Origin of the sequence: Mycobacterium sp. NPDC050853, assembly GCF_040653875.1 — a bacterium.
GTDB lineage: Bacteria > Actinomycetota > Actinomycetes > Mycobacteriales > Mycobacteriaceae > Mycobacterium.
In genome coordinates, this window is the sequence record NZ_JBFAGW010000012.1 from 1 (window position 1) to 17,397 (window position 17,397).

The 17,397-nt window shown below is 64.0% G+C and carries 14 protein-coding genes and 1 pseudogene; 4 read left to right on the forward strand and 11 right to left on the reverse strand.

What is annotated here, in order from left to right:
- The 7 genes from AB0H22_RS24280 to AB0H22_RS24310 form a co-directional block, all read right to left on the reverse strand.
- A partial coding sequence (locus tag AB0H22_RS24280) for a type VII secretion protein EsxS (protein ID WP_358149704.1) occupies positions 1-266 on the reverse strand: 266 nt, incomplete at its 3' end.
- Positions 267-304: 38 nt separating this feature from the next.
- Positions 305-613 (reverse strand): PE family protein, encoded by a 309-nt coding sequence (locus AB0H22_RS24285; RefSeq protein WP_180750940.1) that lies wholly within the window; start codon positions 611-613, stop codon positions 305-307.
- Between the two features lie 31 nt (positions 614-644).
- On the reverse strand, positions 645-4,829 hold the full coding sequence (locus tag AB0H22_RS24290) for an AMP-binding protein (protein ID WP_358149707.1): 4,185 nt from the start codon (positions 4,827-4,829) through the stop codon (positions 645-647).
- Positions 4,826-5,077 (reverse strand): acyl carrier protein, encoded by a 252-nt coding sequence (locus tag AB0H22_RS24295; protein ID WP_180750938.1) that lies wholly within the window; start codon positions 5,075-5,077, stop codon positions 4,826-4,828. Before AB0H22_RS24295 ends, AB0H22_RS24290 begins: the two co-directional genes overlap by 4 nt.
- Positions 5,070-6,584, reverse strand: a complete 1,515-nt coding sequence (locus AB0H22_RS24300; protein WP_358149710.1) for an AMP-binding protein — start codon at positions 6,582-6,584, stop codon at positions 5,070-5,072. The genes AB0H22_RS24295 and AB0H22_RS24300 overlap by 8 nt, the downstream gene beginning before the upstream one ends.
- Positions 6,585-6,612: 28 nt before the next feature.
- Positions 6,613-7,167: an FcoT family thioesterase gene (locus AB0H22_RS24305; RefSeq protein WP_180750936.1), complete on the reverse strand. Its 555-nt coding sequence runs from the start codon at positions 7,165-7,167 to the stop codon at positions 6,613-6,615.
- Positions 7,164-8,033, reverse strand: coding sequence for a TauD/TfdA family dioxygenase (locus AB0H22_RS24310; protein WP_358149713.1), 870 nt, complete (start codon positions 8,031-8,033; stop codon positions 7,164-7,166). The genes AB0H22_RS24305 and AB0H22_RS24310 overlap by 4 nt, the downstream gene beginning before the upstream one ends.
- Before the next feature lie 391 nt (positions 8,034-8,424).
- Between AB0H22_RS24310 and AB0H22_RS24315 the strand changes: the two genes are divergently transcribed.
- Complete coding sequence (locus AB0H22_RS24315; protein ID WP_180750934.1) at positions 8,425-9,444, forward strand: hypothetical protein; 1,020 nt, start codon at positions 8,425-8,427, stop codon at positions 9,442-9,444.
- 71 nt (positions 9,445-9,515) lie between these two features.
- Here the strand turns inward: AB0H22_RS24315 and groL are convergent, their stop codons facing one another.
- From groL to AB0H22_RS24330, 3 genes are all read right to left on the reverse strand, one after another.
- Entirely contained in the window at positions 9,516-11,141 is a 1,626-nt protein-coding gene (gene groL, locus AB0H22_RS24320; protein ID WP_180750933.1) for a chaperonin GroEL, read from the reverse strand.
- Between the two features lie 210 nt (positions 11,142-11,351).
- On the reverse strand, positions 11,352-12,440 hold the full coding sequence (locus AB0H22_RS24325; RefSeq protein ID WP_358149716.1) for a hypothetical protein: 1,089 nt from the start codon (positions 12,438-12,440) through the stop codon (positions 11,352-11,354).
- A 46-nt stretch (positions 12,441-12,486) separates the two neighbouring features.
- Positions 12,487-13,050: a TetR/AcrR family transcriptional regulator gene (locus AB0H22_RS24330; RefSeq protein ID WP_180750931.1), complete on the reverse strand. Its 564-nt coding sequence runs from the start codon at positions 13,048-13,050 to the stop codon at positions 12,487-12,489.
- Positions 13,051-13,150: 100 nt separating this feature from the next.
- On the opposite strand from AB0H22_RS24330, the gene AB0H22_RS24335 reads away from it, so the two are divergent.
- The 3 genes and pseudogenes from AB0H22_RS24335 (at position 13,151) to AB0H22_RS24345 (ending at position 16,434) form a co-directional block, all read left to right on the forward strand.
- Positions 13,151-14,071, forward strand: a complete 921-nt coding sequence (locus tag AB0H22_RS24335) for an SDR family NAD(P)-dependent oxidoreductase (RefSeq protein ID WP_358149719.1) — start codon at positions 13,151-13,153, stop codon at positions 14,069-14,071.
- 144 nt (positions 14,072-14,215) lie between these two features.
- A complete protein-coding gene (locus AB0H22_RS24340; RefSeq protein ID WP_180750929.1) occupies positions 14,216-15,910 on the forward strand; it encodes a DEAD/DEAH box helicase in 1,695 nt (564 codons plus the stop codon).
- Between the two features lie 19 nt (positions 15,911-15,929).
- A pseudogene (locus AB0H22_RS24345) lies at positions 15,930-16,434 on the forward strand (cupin domain-containing protein).
- Here AB0H22_RS24345 and AB0H22_RS24350 read toward each other — a convergent pair.
- Positions 16,431-17,345 (reverse strand): SDR family NAD(P)-dependent oxidoreductase, encoded by a 915-nt coding sequence (locus AB0H22_RS24350; protein ID WP_358149721.1) that lies wholly within the window; start codon positions 17,343-17,345, stop codon positions 16,431-16,433. The pseudogene AB0H22_RS24345 and the gene AB0H22_RS24350 overlap by 4 nt on opposite strands.
- Between the last annotated feature and the right edge of the window lie 52 nt (positions 17,346-17,397).

A 17,397-nucleotide genomic window follows, 5' to 3' on the forward strand; every position in this document is an offset into this window, starting at 1 on the left:
GCGGCGTCTTCGGCGACGTAGGTTGCGGCGGCATCACCGAGGTTGAGCTGGGCGATATCGAGTAGGGCGTTGACTTTGGCGGCGACTTCCACGAACCGGGCGTGTGCGGCCTGGAAGGCCAGCGAGGATTCCCCGACGTGGAAGGCCTGTGCGGACATCGCGGCGGTCTCGGCTTGGGAAATCGTGGAACGCATCAGTGCGGTCTTGGCCCCGAAGGTGCCCTCAGCGGCCACCAAAGCCGGAATGTGTGCATCAAGCAAACTCATATGAACCTCTCCTCAATCATGTTGTGTTGGAACGATCTCTATGCGATTCCCGGCATATACGTTGCGGCGGCCTGCATATCGCCAACGGTGTAACTCGTGGCGGCCTCGGTGACCCCCACCCCTGCCCGGCCCAGCTCGTAGACGGCACCGGTGCCGGCGCCACTGCGCTCGACCCCATGAGCGCTGAACACCGCCGCACTCTGGATCGATACGGGGTCAGCGGCCGGTGGCACCACCATGCTGATCACGGGCGCGGCAGCGGCATGAACCGCAGCAAGCCGTGCGGTCAGGGCCTCGACCGCGGCACTGGCGGCGGCCAGTCCCTCGGGAACGACGTTGAGGTTCATCGCGAGTTCTCCTCCTCTGAGTGCATTTCGGTCATCGAGAACGTCCCTGCGCGAGCAGATCCCGGATCGACTCCGGGACCGCGGCGAGCTCCGTCACGGGCGCTGCGCCGAGGGAAATGGTCGGATACTCGGCAAGATAGTCCGCATAGGTGCGGGAGCCGAGCCTCATCCCGAGGCCCGACCAAGCGTCGATCACAGACCATCTCCGCGGATTCCGTTTGGCCCAATCGCTGAGGTCCAGTCGGCGCTTCCATTCCCGGAGTTCGAGTTCGTCAAGACCGAACCCGCCGAGGAATTCAGCGTACGGAACGGCCATGCCGCGCACCACGATGATGCCCCGGCCGAGTGCGGACGGTTCTCCCACCCTGCCGAGGATGGACTTCGCCGCGACACTGCCCGTGGTGACCTCCTCGGTCAGCGCCACAGAAGGGAAGGACCGCAAGGCCATACATGCATCGACGATCGACACCAACACGTCGGCACCGTCGCCCAACTGGCCGGCCTCACCGAGCACCCGGGGCAGCCGCACGAGCGTGAAGTCGAGCCCGCCCGGCGCCCCCGCGACAATCAGTTCGGCCAGCGCCTTGGACGCCGCATAGGGATAGACGGCTTCACGCGGATCGGTGACGCGTGCATCCGCGGCGTCCGCGTTGACGACGAACGTCGACATATGAACCAACCGAGCGCCGCGGTCCGCACACACCTGCGCGGCCGCAGAGACCCACTTCACGTTGGCATCTCGGATATCCCGGTAGGGCGCCAGCATGTTCGTGTTTCCGATGCAGTTGACCAGGGTGCGGGCACCGGTCTCGCACATCAGCGCGTCCAGTGCCCCCGGGCCGAACCCGGGCCCGGCATGCTGAACCCGGACACCGGCGACGTCCCGGAGGGCGGGCCAGGGTCCACTGTCGGGGAGCTCTGACCTCGTCACCAAGATCACATCGGGGCGCAGCACGTGTCCCCGTTTCAGGTCGAGCACCGCGCGGGCGAACCCGGTTCCAACGATCCCCGATGCACCCAGCACCACGATTGGTCCGTCGCGGTGGTCTTGAGAGTTACTGCTGTTCAACGACGTAACGTGTCGACTCGCCATCAGTCGTTCGAGGTCCGCGGCTATCTCGGTTGCGGTTTCTGTGGCCGCGAGCTCCTCGGCCGCCGCACCCGCCGCGGCAAGGTAGGCAGCACTGTCGGCACTGATCAGGTCCAGGACGGAGAGCTGGCGGCCGAGATACCTGCGGGTGTCCGGGAGGATTCTGATGAGATCGAGTGAGCCGATCCCCTCAGCCAGGAGCGACGACTCCGCGTGAATCACCCGTCCGAGATGTCGGCTCCAGATCCGTGCGAGTCCCGCGGCAGTCTCCCCGGTCTCCGCCTCGTCCGGTATGGCGTCCACGAATTGCGGTATCGCCCGCAGGCCGTCATTGTCGACTTTGCCGTTCGGCAAACGCGGAATGCTCGGCACACCCACCACGAAGAATGACGAGACACCGAGGCTCACCAGCAGGCGTCTGATCCGCACTGCTACCTCGTTCTCCTCCAGGTCTTTACGAAGGCTCCGGGCCCGGAACCACACCGCGAGGGCGCCGTTGTGCGGTCCCACGCCGATATCGGCGACCGCAGGGTCCGCGGAGATGCGGCGGATCACCTCGGCAGTGTCAATCCGCTTACCGGAGATCTTCACGATCGCATCGCGGCGCCCAGCGAAGACGGGGAAACCGTCCTCGTCGAACACCACGCGGTCCGCCGTGGCGAATGCCCGATGAGACGCGCCGGCGGCGGTGCTCACCACACCGAAGCCATCGCTCTGTGTCCCGAGATAACCCGCCGAAACGGTGTTTCCCACGATGACCACTTCGCCGAAAGCGACGAAGACTGTGTTGGGTACGACCGGCAGTCCCACCCGGAGCCGCTCGGTACCGTCTCCGGGTTGCTCACCTGCGATGGGCAGATACGTGACGACGACTGTGGTTTCGGTCGGCCCGTAGGTCGAGATCAGTGAGACATCCCGGGAAGCAGCGGACGCTATCCACTTGTCGACCGCACTGGAACGGATGGCCTCACCGCCAACGACAACCTGACGCAGACCAGAAGCACCGATTACGGCCAGCGCCTTGGCGTCCTCACACAGCAGGTGCCACACGGCGGTCGGCAGGTCGATCAGGGTTGGCTTGTGCTCACGGATATCCCGGGTGAGTGCGCCCAGGTCACCGGATTTCATTGCGGCGGAACGGACCAGCCGCGATCCACAGACCGCGGCACCGAAGATTTCCTCGACGCTGATATCCGATGTCAGTGGCGCACATTGGAGAATGCTGTCCTGCGCCCCCCAGCCGTAGGCATCTCTGATCGCGCCGACGAACAGCGCGAGCGCACCGTGAGAAACCGGCACAAGTTTAGGCCGCCCAGTCGACCCCGAGGTCGCCATGATGTACGCCGTCCTGGTGCCTAGATCGCCGTCACGCGCCAGCCGGTCGACGCGCTCGTCGACGAGCCGCTGTAGTTCACCGTCCAGATCCACCGCGGTCAGGTCCGCGGTGACGTCGACTACCCGTACCGCGGCTCCACCGCCATGTTCGAAAATCGAATCGGCGCGCAGGGGCAGCTCTTCCGAGCTGTCGCACACGCTGTATCCACAGCCGACGAGATGGCATGCGATCAGGAGATCGATGGCCTGGTCGGTGTCGTCGTCGACACAGACCACGATGTCACCCGGCGCGACGCCATCGCCCACCAGCCACGCAATCCAAGGCTCGACGAATCGCCGCCGGTGCAGGAACTGTTCCACACCACCGGTGGTGTCCAGGAACCAAGCGGGCGCCGTCGCAGACTCTGTCGGCAAGCAATCATCGCCTCTACGCCGGGTGCCGTCGGCGCCGATCCCGAACCATTCGTTCACGGTCAGGGCAATGGGCTTGTGCCACATGGATTCCATCGAGCCGAGCGCCGCGGCGATGCGCTCGGCAACCCACGGGTGTGCGGCCACCTCGGGCAGGTCCGCTCGGTGCCAGATGGACAGGGTGAGGGTGCGGTGGTCCTCGTCCAATACGCACGACACGGTCATACCCTCCACCGGGCCGATATCCGTCGCATATGGTGCGGCCGACAAAAACGGGCGTAGGGCAGGTGCACATGTCTCGCGGATGAAGTTGAAGGTTAACGATTCGACATGCGATGTCCTGTTTATTGCCAAGTACATTCGGCGGTACTGTTCCTCGCGGAGCCACCGGCGTCTCGACGCCTTGACATAGTCTCGATCGAGCGCACGCACGACATCCCGCACGGACGCAAAGGCCGGGAAACGGACGGGATGTGCGATCGAATTGACCAGGCAGGTCGCAACTTCCAGGTCGGGATCGCCGAACCTGTTGTCCACCGCGTGGACCAACAGCGTTGCTGTGCTCTGCCGCAGACTCGCGTCCACCGCAACCGAGGCCGTGGCCACCAGGATGTTCAGCGGCACCTGTTTGGCCTCGGAGAGCGCCTCAATCGCGTCGAATACCTTGCCCGACAGGGTGACCGATTCGCGCAGGACGCCCTTGGCCGCGCCCAACGGTGCGTCGCCCAGGCTCTGTCCGTGTCCGCCGTCTCGCGACGCATCGGCAAGCTCACGCTGAATCGTCTCGGCGAATCGCTGCAGCGATTCATCCGTCCTTTTCGTCTCGCGGCTGTGTGCTGCCGAGAGCTTCGCAAGACCCTCACTGATACAAGGAACTTCGGACTCACAGGTCCGCGCGAGACGCTGGCCGAGATCTGTCTCGATCATCCCCATGGCGCCGCCATCGAGCAGCAGATGGTGCGCATGGATATCGAGCCCCGACACCCGCCCGTCCGCCTCGGTGCGCACGGTATAGCGTACGAGCGGCTTGGTGACGAGATCCTGGGACCACCTGTGCACCAGCTCGCCTGTGGACCCAAACGTCTGATCCGCTCCGGCCGGAACCACCGACACAATGTCGCTGAACTGCAAACGCTGCACCAGTTCTGGGTAGTCTGTTCCCTCCTGCGCCGCCTCCATGACGCAGAGCTGGACGGGGTTCGCGGCGATCGACGCTTCCAAAGCGGACAGGAACACCGGCACCTCGAGCGGGTGGAACCGATAGCTCTTCCCAATCAGATACAACCCGGGATCGTCGGCCTGCAGCGCGCCGTTGTACATGTTCTGCTGGGACCTGCTCAACGGCACACGGTCCACTCGAGGTTCCATCGCCACCGTCATGTGGCATGCTCCCGCTGGGGCTGCTCGAGTACCCGGGTCCAGCCTGCGATGGATAGGTCTGCCACCAGACACTTCTGCAGTCCGGATCCGCGAGCCACACCAAGCTGCTTCATCAAGAGCACGAACCGAACCGAATCGAGCCCCAGGTCGCGCAGGTCGGTGACGTCACCGTCGAAGAGTTCCGATTCCGAGATGTACAGCACCTCGCAGACTGCCGCCAGGATCCGGTTCCGCGTGGTGTCAGGCACGTGACGGCGCTCCAATCACCATGGCGGCCAATGACGAACGCATGACCTTGCCTGACTTCGTCCGAGGGATATCCTCGACAAGGGCGATGGTGGCCGGTCTGGCCATCGACTCCGACTCGCGCCGATAGTTGGCTGCGATCCGCCGCTTGAGCTCGGCTGTGCCCGGCCCGTCGAGCTGTACGGCGGACACCACCGCCAACCCGACGAGTGCCCCGAACTCCTCATCCGGTATCTCATAGCACGCGGCTTCGCGAACGCCCGCAATGCTTTCGGCAATCCGGTCAACCTCGTCGGGTACCACGTTGACTCCTCCGGAGATGATTATCTCCGAGGAGCGTCCCCTGATGTAGAAGAAGCCATCGTCACGGCGCTCCACCAGGTCGCCGGTGTTCACCCATCCGTCGGCCAGTACCTTCCGGGTGCGATCGGCATTGTTCCAGTACCCCAGCATGTTCGCGGGCGACTTGATCCACAATGTGCCGTAAGAAGCAGAGGCTCCGCCGCGGATCGGCCCACCGGACTCGTCATCGGACAGAAAGGTCTGCACCCCCGGATACGGGCGTCCGACGGCACCCTCCTCGATCCTGGCGATCGACTCGCCATCGGTCGGCAGGCACAGTGCGGTACAGCCGGTTTCGCTCAGACCGTAGACCTGGGCCGTGCGCACCCCCGCTGCTTCGATGAACTGCACATCGGCCGGGATTGCCCGTGAGCCGCCATACGCAATCAACCGCAAGGAAGGAATTTCGACGCCGGTGACCTTGAGCTCGGACACCAACCTGGTGAGGAGGGTTGGCACCAGGCACGCCGTGGCCACCTCGTTCGTGACGAGCAGCTCCCGCAGCGATGCCCAGCCCTCACCACCGGTGATACACGATGCGCCATGCATCAGCCCGTTGAGGATCCACCAGAGCCCCCCGATATGCGTCGCGGGTAACGGAGAGTAGGTCGTCTCCCCCGTCACCCAGTCGATCCAGCTCAATCCCTCGTCACGCAGGATATCGGGGATGGCGAAGAACGTACGGTTGGGAAGCACCACGGCCTTCGGTTCGCCGGTTGTGCCACTGGTGAAGATCATGGCGAGCGCGTCGTCTGCTTGCCCTGTAACCCAATCTGTTTCGCCATTCGGGGAACTATCCGCGGCATCCTCCTCTGCAGCAGCACCCGTAGTCGCCGGAAGGATCGCGGTCGGGGCCGTGATCTCACAGAAGCGCGCGATGGCCGCCGGGGGCAGGGTGTTGTCCACCATGACGGCGATGGCCCCGAGCTGTGCGCACGCCAGTACCGAGAGATATGTCTCGGGTCCGTCGTCGGACAGAACCACAACACGGGATCCCCGGGTAACCGACTCGGCACGAAGTCTCGCGGCAAGCCTTCCGACCGCAACGACGAGCTGACCGTAGCTGACGGCACCGGTGCCGTCGCTGCGGCGCAACGCAATTGAATTCGGTTGGGCTCGAGCCTGGCTGAAGACCCGTTCCAGCACGGTGGGCGGTCGCTGAGACATGGCGGTGAAGTGTGCTTCCTGTCGGCGGCTACGGGATGTTGAGGACCGCGATGTCGAACTCTCCGGCCGCGGATCCTCCGTCCTGGTCCCAGAACTCGATGGTGCTGTGGAACTGGAGGTAACGCCACGACCGTTCGACGATATGAAAGTCGCGGGCCTGTAAGCGTGCGGAGAACTGCTGCGCATTGACCAGCCGCCGGAATCGCGATGACGTGCTCTTGATCAACATGCTGGCGAGTTGGTTTTGGCAGTAGTCGTCGACCGACCAGCCCCGGAATGCCCAGATATCGTCGTTGACAACACTTTGAGCGAATGCGCTGTACGCCAGCTGGTTGAAACACAGCACGAGCTCCACGGCGTTGAAATGCCCAGTGCTCCGGATATAGGCAGACTCGTTGATCGCGAAGTTTCCCTGCGCGTGGACCGCGTCGGCAGTGACTCCGTACTCCGCGTCGGCGAGATAGCGGCATCCCTTGTACGAATACGGCTCGAGGACCCTGCTGAGGAGATCCTCGGCGATGGGGGCCATGCCCGCAGAAGGCAACCCGGTCTGTACCGACAGGGTGGCCGCGACCGCACTCACGCCGCGAATCCCGGCGTCTCGAGGCCGTCCAGCATGGTGAGGCGATGGGTCGTCAGCGTGCCCGACGCCGTCCCGTGCTTCGCGCGGTGCACCAGGGACCGGTTGTCCCACAAAACAATATCCCCCACCTCGTAGTGCTGAGTGTGGATAAACGGCGATGCATAATCGGGGTCGAGCTGTCCCGACGCCTCTAGCAGCTGCCGGAGCAGCACTGCGTCCATGGGTCCCCCATTACCGTCCTCGATCGTTTCGGTACCGGCCTCGCAGATATAGAGGATCTCTTCCCCGGTCTTCGGGTGCTTGATCACCGTCGGCCATTTCTGTGGTGGCGTGATCTGCTCGATCTCTGCCAGGATTTCCCCGATGGGCCGGTAGACATCGCTCGGGCGGATCTTGATGTAGCGCCGTGGGGTATGCGTGCTGAATGTCCCCAGCGCCGCGTCCTTTGTCTTGGCGGGCAACGATTCCCACACCTTGTTGAGATCGATGAAATACGTGCCGCGGTCGCGCCCCGGCACCGCCAGCGGCACCACCATGGAGAACGCGAACGGCTTCGGCATAAACATGTAGTCGACATGCCAGAACGCACCGGTCCGCGGAACCCCTTGGCCCTCTTCGGTTGAAGACACGAAGATCTCCGGGTGATCCTGGTGGTGATACACGGGCTCGTAATAGGGCACGATCTCGCCGAGCAACCGTCCGAGCTGGATGAATTCCTCGGGTGAGGGATGTACGTCCTTGAGGACGACGAGCTTGTTCCGGTAGACGAGTTCGCGGATCTCCTGTGTGGTGATGCCCTCCAGGTTCCCCGGATCGATCCCTGTGACGTGCGCCCCCAGTCCCTCGCCCTTCACGTTGAGCGTCATCGACTCCCTGTTCTTTGTGCTGATCGGCCAACTGATGCGACTAAAGGAAGAGTCGAGCCAGGCTCGTGAAAAGTTCCCGAGAACGTGAAACCCGTTTCGGGCACCCGCGGCGCGAATGTGCGACTGCCGAGCTCGCGGCGGGTAAACCGTTGGAAAACAATGCAATTAGTGGTTGACATCACGCCCGGCGTCGAGAGTCGGCGATGTCAGCAGAACAGATTCCGCCCGACCCCGGCGCCGCGGTACGGCAGGGCAATCCGGGCAATGACTCAGGCCAACGCGTGAGCGACGCAAGGCCACCCCTACCGGTCGAGATCGCGCACCAGAACACACCTTTGGCCATACTGCACATATCTCATCCAGCAAACACATCCGCTGCTAGCCTTATTTGGTGACTTACCCACCGCAAGAACCGCCCGCATCGGGCGATCCCTCCGCGTACAACCCGAATCAGCCGCCACCGGGATATCCGCAGGCACCCCCGCCCGGATTCCAGCCCGGTCCGCCGCCGGGATATGCCCCGCAGCCCGGGTATCAGGCAGGTCCTCCGGGAGCTCCTCAGTACCCAGGTGGACAGTTCCCACCGCCGCCTGCCGGATACCCGCCCGCCGGATACGGCTACCCACCGCCGCAGGCGCCGTGGCCGCCACAGGGCCCGTTCTCAGCCGGCGAGGCGTGGAGCTGGTCGTGGGCTCAAGTCACCAAACGCTTCGGCACGATCGTTCCCCCATACATCGTCTGGATGTTGATCATTGCCATCCCGCAGGTACTGATCCAGGCGGTCGGCACGAGCATGGTGGCGGTGCCTGACTCAGACGATGTACTCGCCGTGTACACCGCGACGTCCCCGGTCGTCTCGTTGTTCACCACCATTGTGGCGATTGCTGTTGGACTAGTCGCAATGAACTGCCTCGTCGGCGCGAATCTTGAGATAGCCGACGGTAGACCCGTTGGGTTCGGCAGTTTCTTCCAGTTCCGGAATTTTGGCCAGTTCGCCGGAGCCGTGGTGTTGACCGCCGTCCCAGGCTTTGTGACGCAGTTGATCTCGTTCGGCGCGGCCCTTACCGGGAGTATTCCTCTAATCCTCCTGGCCGGCCTGCTGTCGCTCGTCGTGGGAATTGCGGTGTTTGTGTTCACCCAGTTCACCGGCTACTTCGCGTTGGAGCGTGGACTGTCCGGTCTTGCCGCTGTAAAAGCAGGTATCGAATTGGTCAAGAGCAACGTAGGTTCTGTGCTCCTTGTCGACCTCATCGCGATCGGGATCGCATTTGCCGCGGCACTCGCCACTGGGATCACCTGCGGATTGGGTGGAATCATTTTCCTGCCGTTCGCCATGGCTGTATGCGCTCTGATGCACGCCTACACCTACCGGCGTCTCACCGGAGGCGTCATCGCACCGCCACCGGTGTAAGCGAAGACGCTCCCGAAAACGAAAGAGGCCCGGCCTGCGTGATGCAGACCGGGCCTTTTCCGTTGGGGGACTTAGAAGTCCATACCGCCCATGCCACCGGTCGGGTCGCCCGCAGGTGCGGCCGACTTCTCCGGCTTGTCGGCAACGACGGCCTCGGTGGTGAGGAACAGTGCCGCGATCGACGCTGCGTTCTGCAGCGCCGAGCGGGTCACCTTCACGGGGTCGGCAACGCCGGCCGCGAGTAGATCCTCGTACACGTTGGTCGCCGCGTTGAGGCCGTGGCCCGCAGGAAGGTTCGCGACCTTCTCTGCGACGACACCCGGCTCCAGACCACCGTTGAAGGCGATCTGCTTCAGCGGAGCCGACAGCGCCACACGCACGATGTTGGCACCCGTGGCCTCGTCACCCTCGAGCGAGAGCGCATCCAGCGCGGGGGCAGCCTGCAGCAGGGCGACGCCACCACCGGCGACGATGCCCTCTTCGACGGCGGCCTTCGCGTTACGAACGGCGTCCTCGATGCGGTGCTTGCGCTCCTTGAGCTCCACCTCGGTGGCAGCTCCGGCCTTGATCACCGCAACACCGCCGGCCAGCTTGGCCAGGCGCTCCTGCAGCTTCTCGCGGTCGTAGTCGGAGTCGCTGTTCTCGATCTCGGCACGGATCTGGGCCACACGGCCCTGGATCGCGTCGGCATCGCCTGCACCCTCGATGACGGTGGTCTCGTCCTTGGTGACGACGACCTTGCGCGCGGTACCGAGCAGCTCGACGCCGGCGGTCTCCAGGGAGAGGCCGACCTCTTCGCTGACGACCTGGCCACCGGTGAGGATGGCGATGTCCTGCAGCATTGCCTTACGGCGATCTCCGAAGCCCGGGGCCTTGACGGCGACGGACTTGAAGGTGCCACGGATCTTGTTGACGACCAGGGTCGAAAGTGCTTCGCCCTCAACGTCTTCAGCAATAATCAGCAGCGGCTTGCCGGCCTGAATGACCTTCTCCAGCAAGGGCAGCAGGTCCTTGACAGTCGACACCTTGGAGCTGACCAGCAGGATGTAGGGATCCTCCAGGACGGCTTCCTGACGCTCGGCGTCGGTCACGAAGTAACCCGAGATGTAGCCCTTGTCGAAGCGCATGCCTTCGGTGAGCTCCAGCTGCAGGCCGAAGGTGTTGGACTCCTCGACGGTGATGACACCCTCGTTGCCAACCTTGTCCATGGCCTCGGCGATCAGATCGCCGATGGACTGGTCGCCCGCGGAGATACCGGCCGTGGCCGCGATCTGCTCCTTGGTGTCGATCTCCTTCGCAGAAGCGAGCAGGGCGGTGGTGATTGCTTCCACTGCCTTCTCGATGCCGCGCTTCAGGCCGAGCGGGTTGGCGCCGGCGGCAACGTTACGCAGGCCTTCCTTCACGAGAGCCTGAGCGAGCACGGTGGCGGTAGTGGTGCCGTCACCTGCGACGTCGTCGGTCTTCTTGGCAACTTCCTTGACCAGCTCAGCGCCGATCTTCTCGTACGGGTCCTCCAGCTCGATCTCCTTGGCGATGGACACACCATCGTTGGTGATCGTGGGGGCGCCCCACTTCTTCTCCAAGACGACATTGCGACCCTTGGGCCCCAGCGTCACCTTGACCGCGTCAGCGAGGGCGTTAAGGCCCCGCTCCAGGCCGCGGCGAGCCTCTTCGTCATACGCAATTATCTTGGCCATTGCGAAGTGATTCCTCCGTATAGGGGGTTGCACGTTCTTGGCCGGGCTCAGTGCCCGCGACGGACGGACGCAGCTGTGTGGGCTGCGGCCTCACCGTCCCGGCCTAGCACTCACCGGTCGTGAGTGCCAATCCCATTTTTAGCACTCGGACATGGCGAGTGCAAGGTCGATCTGGATGCAATACCCCGAGGACAACCGCCCTGTCGGCTCTTATGGACGGAATCGCTTACCCGCCGCGGCGGCCACGTCCTTGATGTCGTCACAGGACGAAGTTCCCCGCAATACGGCACCGGGCACCCGAACATCCTCCGGGCGAGCCCTTTCCGGCGTGAAGTACGTCGGCCGGTATTCCGAACCGAGGAACACGTAGACCTCGCAGAACGGCTTGTCGTACCTCCGAGTGACGGTGCTGACATGCAGCTCGACACCATCTCGCTGCTCGACCACCGAATGCCTCTCGTCCCCGTACGACGAGGTGTCGGGCTCATGTGGGTCCACCGGCCGCAGCGTCATCCGAACCCTGTGTGTCTTCGGGTCGCCGGGCGGGCCAGAACTAAATAGGCAGCCATATAGGCCCCTCCCCATTCCGGTGCCGCCGGGACTGTAGTTGGAGAAATCACGCAGATCGGGAAACAGCGCGCACGGGTCCTGCCCAGCGGGGAATGGAACGGAATCGGACCTGCCGGGCAGCTGCCGCGACCTGATCTGCGCAGCCCCGGAGGCGATCGCGATCGCCTCCTTGCAGGGATAGATCGGCCGACCCGGACCCGGGTCGTTCGACAGGCTGGCCCTCACCTCGACGCGCACCCGCTTCATCAAATCGGCGACGCCACCACGGGATGACGGATCGGGAACGTCACCGACACCCAGATTGAAGACATACCGGCACCATCCGCGATTGCTAGTCGGCCCCAACATATGGATGATCGTTATTCCGCCGACCTGCACCGCGTCAGTGGGCTGCTCCACCATCCCACCTGGATCAGGCGTGAAATCGAACCCGATGGTCGCCGAGACATCACTGGTGAAATCGCCGTCGTACGCGCCGAGCCGAAGGGTGCACCGGTCGAAACCCTCGGCGTATCCGTAGGAGATCGCACGCGGAATCTTGGCCTTGATCGATTCCGCGTCCACGAATCCGCACGGATCGATATCCCGCAGCACCGTGTTGATCGCCAGCTCCGCGGAATCCACGTCGGTCCGACCGCGCCAGTCGTCAGCGTGCTGCGACCCGAAGTACGAGCACCCGGTCACCAGCAGCGGCGCTGCCGCGACTGCCATCCACCGACGCATCAACATTTGCTACCTCCGACCCACTAAAGGTATCGAAGCTAATCACCCATGACTACCGGCGCGGCCGCAGCCCGTCGAACACGACGTTGGTCACCTGCTGCGAGACTTCCTTGTTGTAGCTCTGCATGGCCTGACAACCGACCATGAGCGCCTTGACCTCGTGCACACCGACATCGGGGCGCACCGTGCCCGCCTTCTGTGCGGCCTGCAGTAGGTCACCAAGGACGGCGTAGAAGGACTCCTCGATATGCGGTATGAGTGCCTGAACATCAATACCAGCGCCCGATAACGCGTCCACCAATCCTTGATCGGCGCTACTCCAGTCCATCACCACACGCAAGAATCCGAACAGCGCCTCACCCGGACTGGCAGATTCCAGCAGCTCGCGCCCCTTGCCAATCACGCTGCCCATTTGATCCTCCGCGACCGCGCGATACAGGTCCTCCTTGGCCGGAAAATGCCGGTAGACGGTCCCGGCACCTACCCCCGCGCGCCGCGCGATCTCGTCGATCGGGACGCCAAGGCCCTCCTCGGCGAATGTCTGATAAGCGACTTCCAACACCCGCGCGCGGTTGCGGGCGGCATCGGCGCGCAAGGGACGGGCGGGTTGATCCATCTCACAGTCCTCCGGGTGTTGACAAAACGGGGCGTACGTTCCGTATATTCGTAAGCGGAGTAACCGCCCCGGTTGCTGAAATACTACTCAAGGAATCCCCATGGCATCGACAACCAAATGGAACACCACCGACATACCCGATCAGGCCGGCCGCGTCGCGGTCATCACGGGCGCCAACACCGGCCTCGGGCTGGAAACCGCCAAGGCACTGGCCGCACACGGCGCCCACGTCGTGCTCGCGGTGCGCAATACGGAGAAGGGAAAGGCCGCGGCCGACGAGATCACCGCGGCGCATTCGAGTGCCGACGTCACCCTGCAGACATTGGACCTGTCATCACTCGATTCCATTCAGCGAGCCAGTGACGAACTCAAGTCGCGCTACGAGAAGATCGATCTGCTGATCAACAATGCCGGTGTCATGTGGACGGAGAAGTCCACCACCGCCGATGGCTTCGAGCTTCAGTTCGGCACCAACCACCTGGGCCACTACGCCTTCACCGGTCTGCTGCTGGATCGCCTACTGCCGGTCGAGGGGTCACGCGTCGTCACCGTCTCCAGCATCGGGCACCGTTTACGCGCAGCCATCCACTTCGATGATCTGCAGTGGGAACGCAGCTACGACCGGGTGGCGGCGTATGGGCAGTCGAAGCTGGCCAATCTGTTGTTCACCTACGAACTGCAGCGGCGCTTGGTGGGCACCAATACCGTCGCCCTGGCCGCGCACCCGGGCGGCTCCAACACCGAGCTGGCACGCAACTCACCGCTGTGGGTCCGCGCAATCTTCGGCGTGGTGGCTCCGCTGCTGACCCAGGGCGCCGATATGGGCGCCCTTCCCACTCTGCGAGCCGCCACCGACCCTGCCGTCCTGGGCGGCCAGTACTACGGCCCGGACGGATTCGCCGAGCAACGCGGGAACCCCAAGGTTGTCGCATCGAGCGAGCAGTCCTATGACCTCGATTTGCAGCGCCGGCTGTGGTCGGTGTCTGAGGGACTCACCGGAGTGATCTTCCCGGTCAAGTGAGCTAAACGGCAGGAAGCGGGCACCGTATCGACTGTCACGCCCGTGGCACGACACGCGGTGCCCGCCACGCCCGCCGGGATGCACTCTCGTAATCCGTTGCGCTAGTCTGCGACTCAATCATCGAATCAGAACGGAGTCGATAGGGTGCGGGCTGTAGAGGCGCCCAGCACCCATACATTGCGGGGCTGGCAGCGTAGGGCTTTGGTGCGGTATCTGGCCGCCAAACCCCGGGATTTCCTGGCCGTGGCGACCCCGGGATCAGGGAAAACGAGATTTGCCCTGCGCATTGCTACCGAGCTGCTGGCCGATGGCACCGTCGACAAGATCACCGTCGTCGTACCAACCGAACACCTCAAGGTGCAGTGGGCGCAGGCGGCAACGTCCTTCGGCCTGGCCCTAGACCCGAGGTTCAGCAACTCCGATGCACAGACCTCCTCGGAGTACCACGGCGTGGTCGTCACCTATGCACAGATCGCCAGCCACCCCACCCGACATCGGGTGCGCACTGAGAATCACCGCACCCTGGTGATCTTCGACGAGATCCACCACACCGGAGACGCCAAGACCTGGGGTGAGGCAGTCCGCGAGGCGTTCGACGACGCCACCCGACGCCTTGCATTGACCGGGACGCCCTTCCGCAGCGACGACAGCCCCATCCCGTTCGTCGACTATGAGCCCGACGGCGCGGGCTTCCAGCGCTCGCGGGCCGACCACACCTACGGCTACTCCGAGGCACTGGCCGACGGTGTGGTGCGCCCCGTGGTCTTCATGGCCTACTCGGGCGAGGCCCGCTGGCGTGACAGTGCCGGCGAGGAACACGCCGCCCGCCTCGGCGAGCCGCTGTCCGCCGAGCAGACCGCACGCGCCTGGCGCACCACCTTGGACCCCAACGGTGACTGGATGCCTGCGGTGCTGCGCGCCGCCCATGCGCGGCTGCAGCAGAAACGCAACGGCGGCATGACCGATGCCGGGGCCATGATCATCGCCTCCGATCAGAAGGCCGCACGCGCCTACGCGAAGCTGCTGACCACGATCACCGGCACGGAACCCACCGTGGTGCTCTCCGACGATCCGAAATCCTCGGACCGCATCTCCCAGTTCGCCGCCGATAGCAGCGAGTGGCTGGTGGCCGTGCGCATGGTGTCCGAGGGGGTCGACGTGCCACGTCTGGCCGTCGGCGTCTACGCGACGAGTGCCTCGACGCCGCTGTTCTTCGCCCAGGCAATCGGGCGGTACGTCCGCTCACGGGCCCCGGGCGAGACGGCGAGCATCTTCCTGCCCTCGGTGCCGACGCTGCTGGAGCTCGCCAGCCTGCTCGAAGAGCAGCGCAATCACGTGCTCGGTAAGCCGCATCGCGAACCGATGGATGGTGAAGAGCAGGAGGAGCGCAAGCGCACCGAGCCCGGCGAGGAAGAAAAGGGATTCGAATCGCTGAGCGCCAGCGCCGAGCTGGACCAGGTGATCTTCGATGGGGCATCCTTCGGCACCGCGACACCCGCAGGCAGCGAGGAGGAGGCCGAGTATCTCGGCATTCCCGGCCTGCTCGATCCAAACCAGATGCGAGATCTGTTGCGGCGCAGGCAGGAAGAGCAGCTCACCAAGCGCACCGCATCGGGCGAGGTGCCACCGGAGATCACCTCGACACACGGCCAGCTGCGCGAGCTGCGACGCGAGCTCAATGCGCTGGTGTCGGCCACTCACTTCAAGTCGGGTAAGCCGCACGGCTGGATCCACAACGAGCTGCGCCGCCGGTGCGGCGGCCCCCCGATCGCGGCGGCCACCCGCGATCAACTCAAGGAGCGCATCGTCGCGGTCCGCACCCTTCACCGGGAGCTGTAACGCGCGTAGCGTGAATCGCATGTCACTGCTCGTTTCTGGATATCCCGAACCGCGATATCAGGGCGATACCGGCGAGATCAGCGCGATATTCAAACCGGCCACCGATCCGCCCGATTACGCCCCGGGGTGACGGCAACGTCGTCCAGTACCACTACCTGGCCACCCAACAGTCGACGGCTGGCGACTACGGGTTGTACCGAATCGACGCCGGGCCGGTGAAAGGCTTCGGTGCCGCGACACATTTCCACAAGGCGATGTCGGAGGCGTTCTTCGTGCTGTCCGGCACCTGGCGGTTGTACAACGGTGAAAATTGGGTCGACGCCACCCCTGGCGACTTCTTGTTCGTCCCCCCGGGCGGACTCCACGCATTCCAAAACGATTCGGGCGAAACAGCTTCCATGCTGATGCTGTTCGCTCCGGGCGCGCCCCGCGAGAAGTATTTCGAGGGCTTCGGCACACTCGCCGATATGACCGATGAACAACGCACCCAGTGGTTCATCGACCACGACAACTTCTTCGTCTAGACGGGGAACCGCACTCCGGTCAGCTCCTCAGAGACTGACCAAAGCCGTTGTTGCAGAGCCTTATCATGTGACTGCTTGCTCGACTTGACCACCTTCGGATATCCGCGGAGCTCGCCGAAACCTGAAGGCCCGTAGTACTGGCCACCCAACGCTGTCGGGTCGGCGGCGGCGCGCAGACTGGGCAACGCTCCCATCGCCGGGCTCTGCGCGAGTTTCAACACTGCTGCACTAAACGCCTCCGGGCCGAATGCGATGTGGCGCATCAGCTCAGTACCCGATGCGCCAGGATGTGCGGCCAGTGCCGCGGTCTCGGTCCCGGCGGCCTCAAGGCGCCGCTGCAGCTCGTAGGTGAACAAAAGATTCGCGAGCTTGGACTGAGCGTATGCCCCCACGCGACTGTAACTGCGCTCCCACTGCAGATCATCGAAATGTATTGCTGCCCTGATCTTATGCCCGTTGCTGCTGACGGTGACGACGCGGGACCCGCGCACGGCGGCGAGATTCTCCAGCAGCAGACCGGTGAGGGCGAAATGACCCAGATGGTTGGTGCCGAACTGCAGCTCGAACCCGTCCGCAGTGCTGCCCTTCGGCGGGTACATCACCCCTGCGTTGTTGATGAGCAGATCGATCTGTGGGTATTCGGTGCTCAGCTGTCCGGCGGCGGACTTGATATCCGCCAGCGACGACAGATCCAGCCGCTGCAGCGCCAGGTTGCCCTCAGGCGCGGTTTTTTTGATCTCGTCAACAGCGGCGGCGCCCTTTTCGAGATCGCGAACCGCAAGGACTACCTGGGCGCCAGCGCCTGCCAGTGCACGGGCCGTCTCCAGGCCCAGGCCGGTATTGGCGCCGGTAATGACGGCGACACGTCCGGTCTGGTCAGGGATATCGGCGGTGGTCCATTTATCGGTCACGACTGCATCCTGCCGCAGATCCACCGCGCTGCCCACCCGGTGCATTCACAGT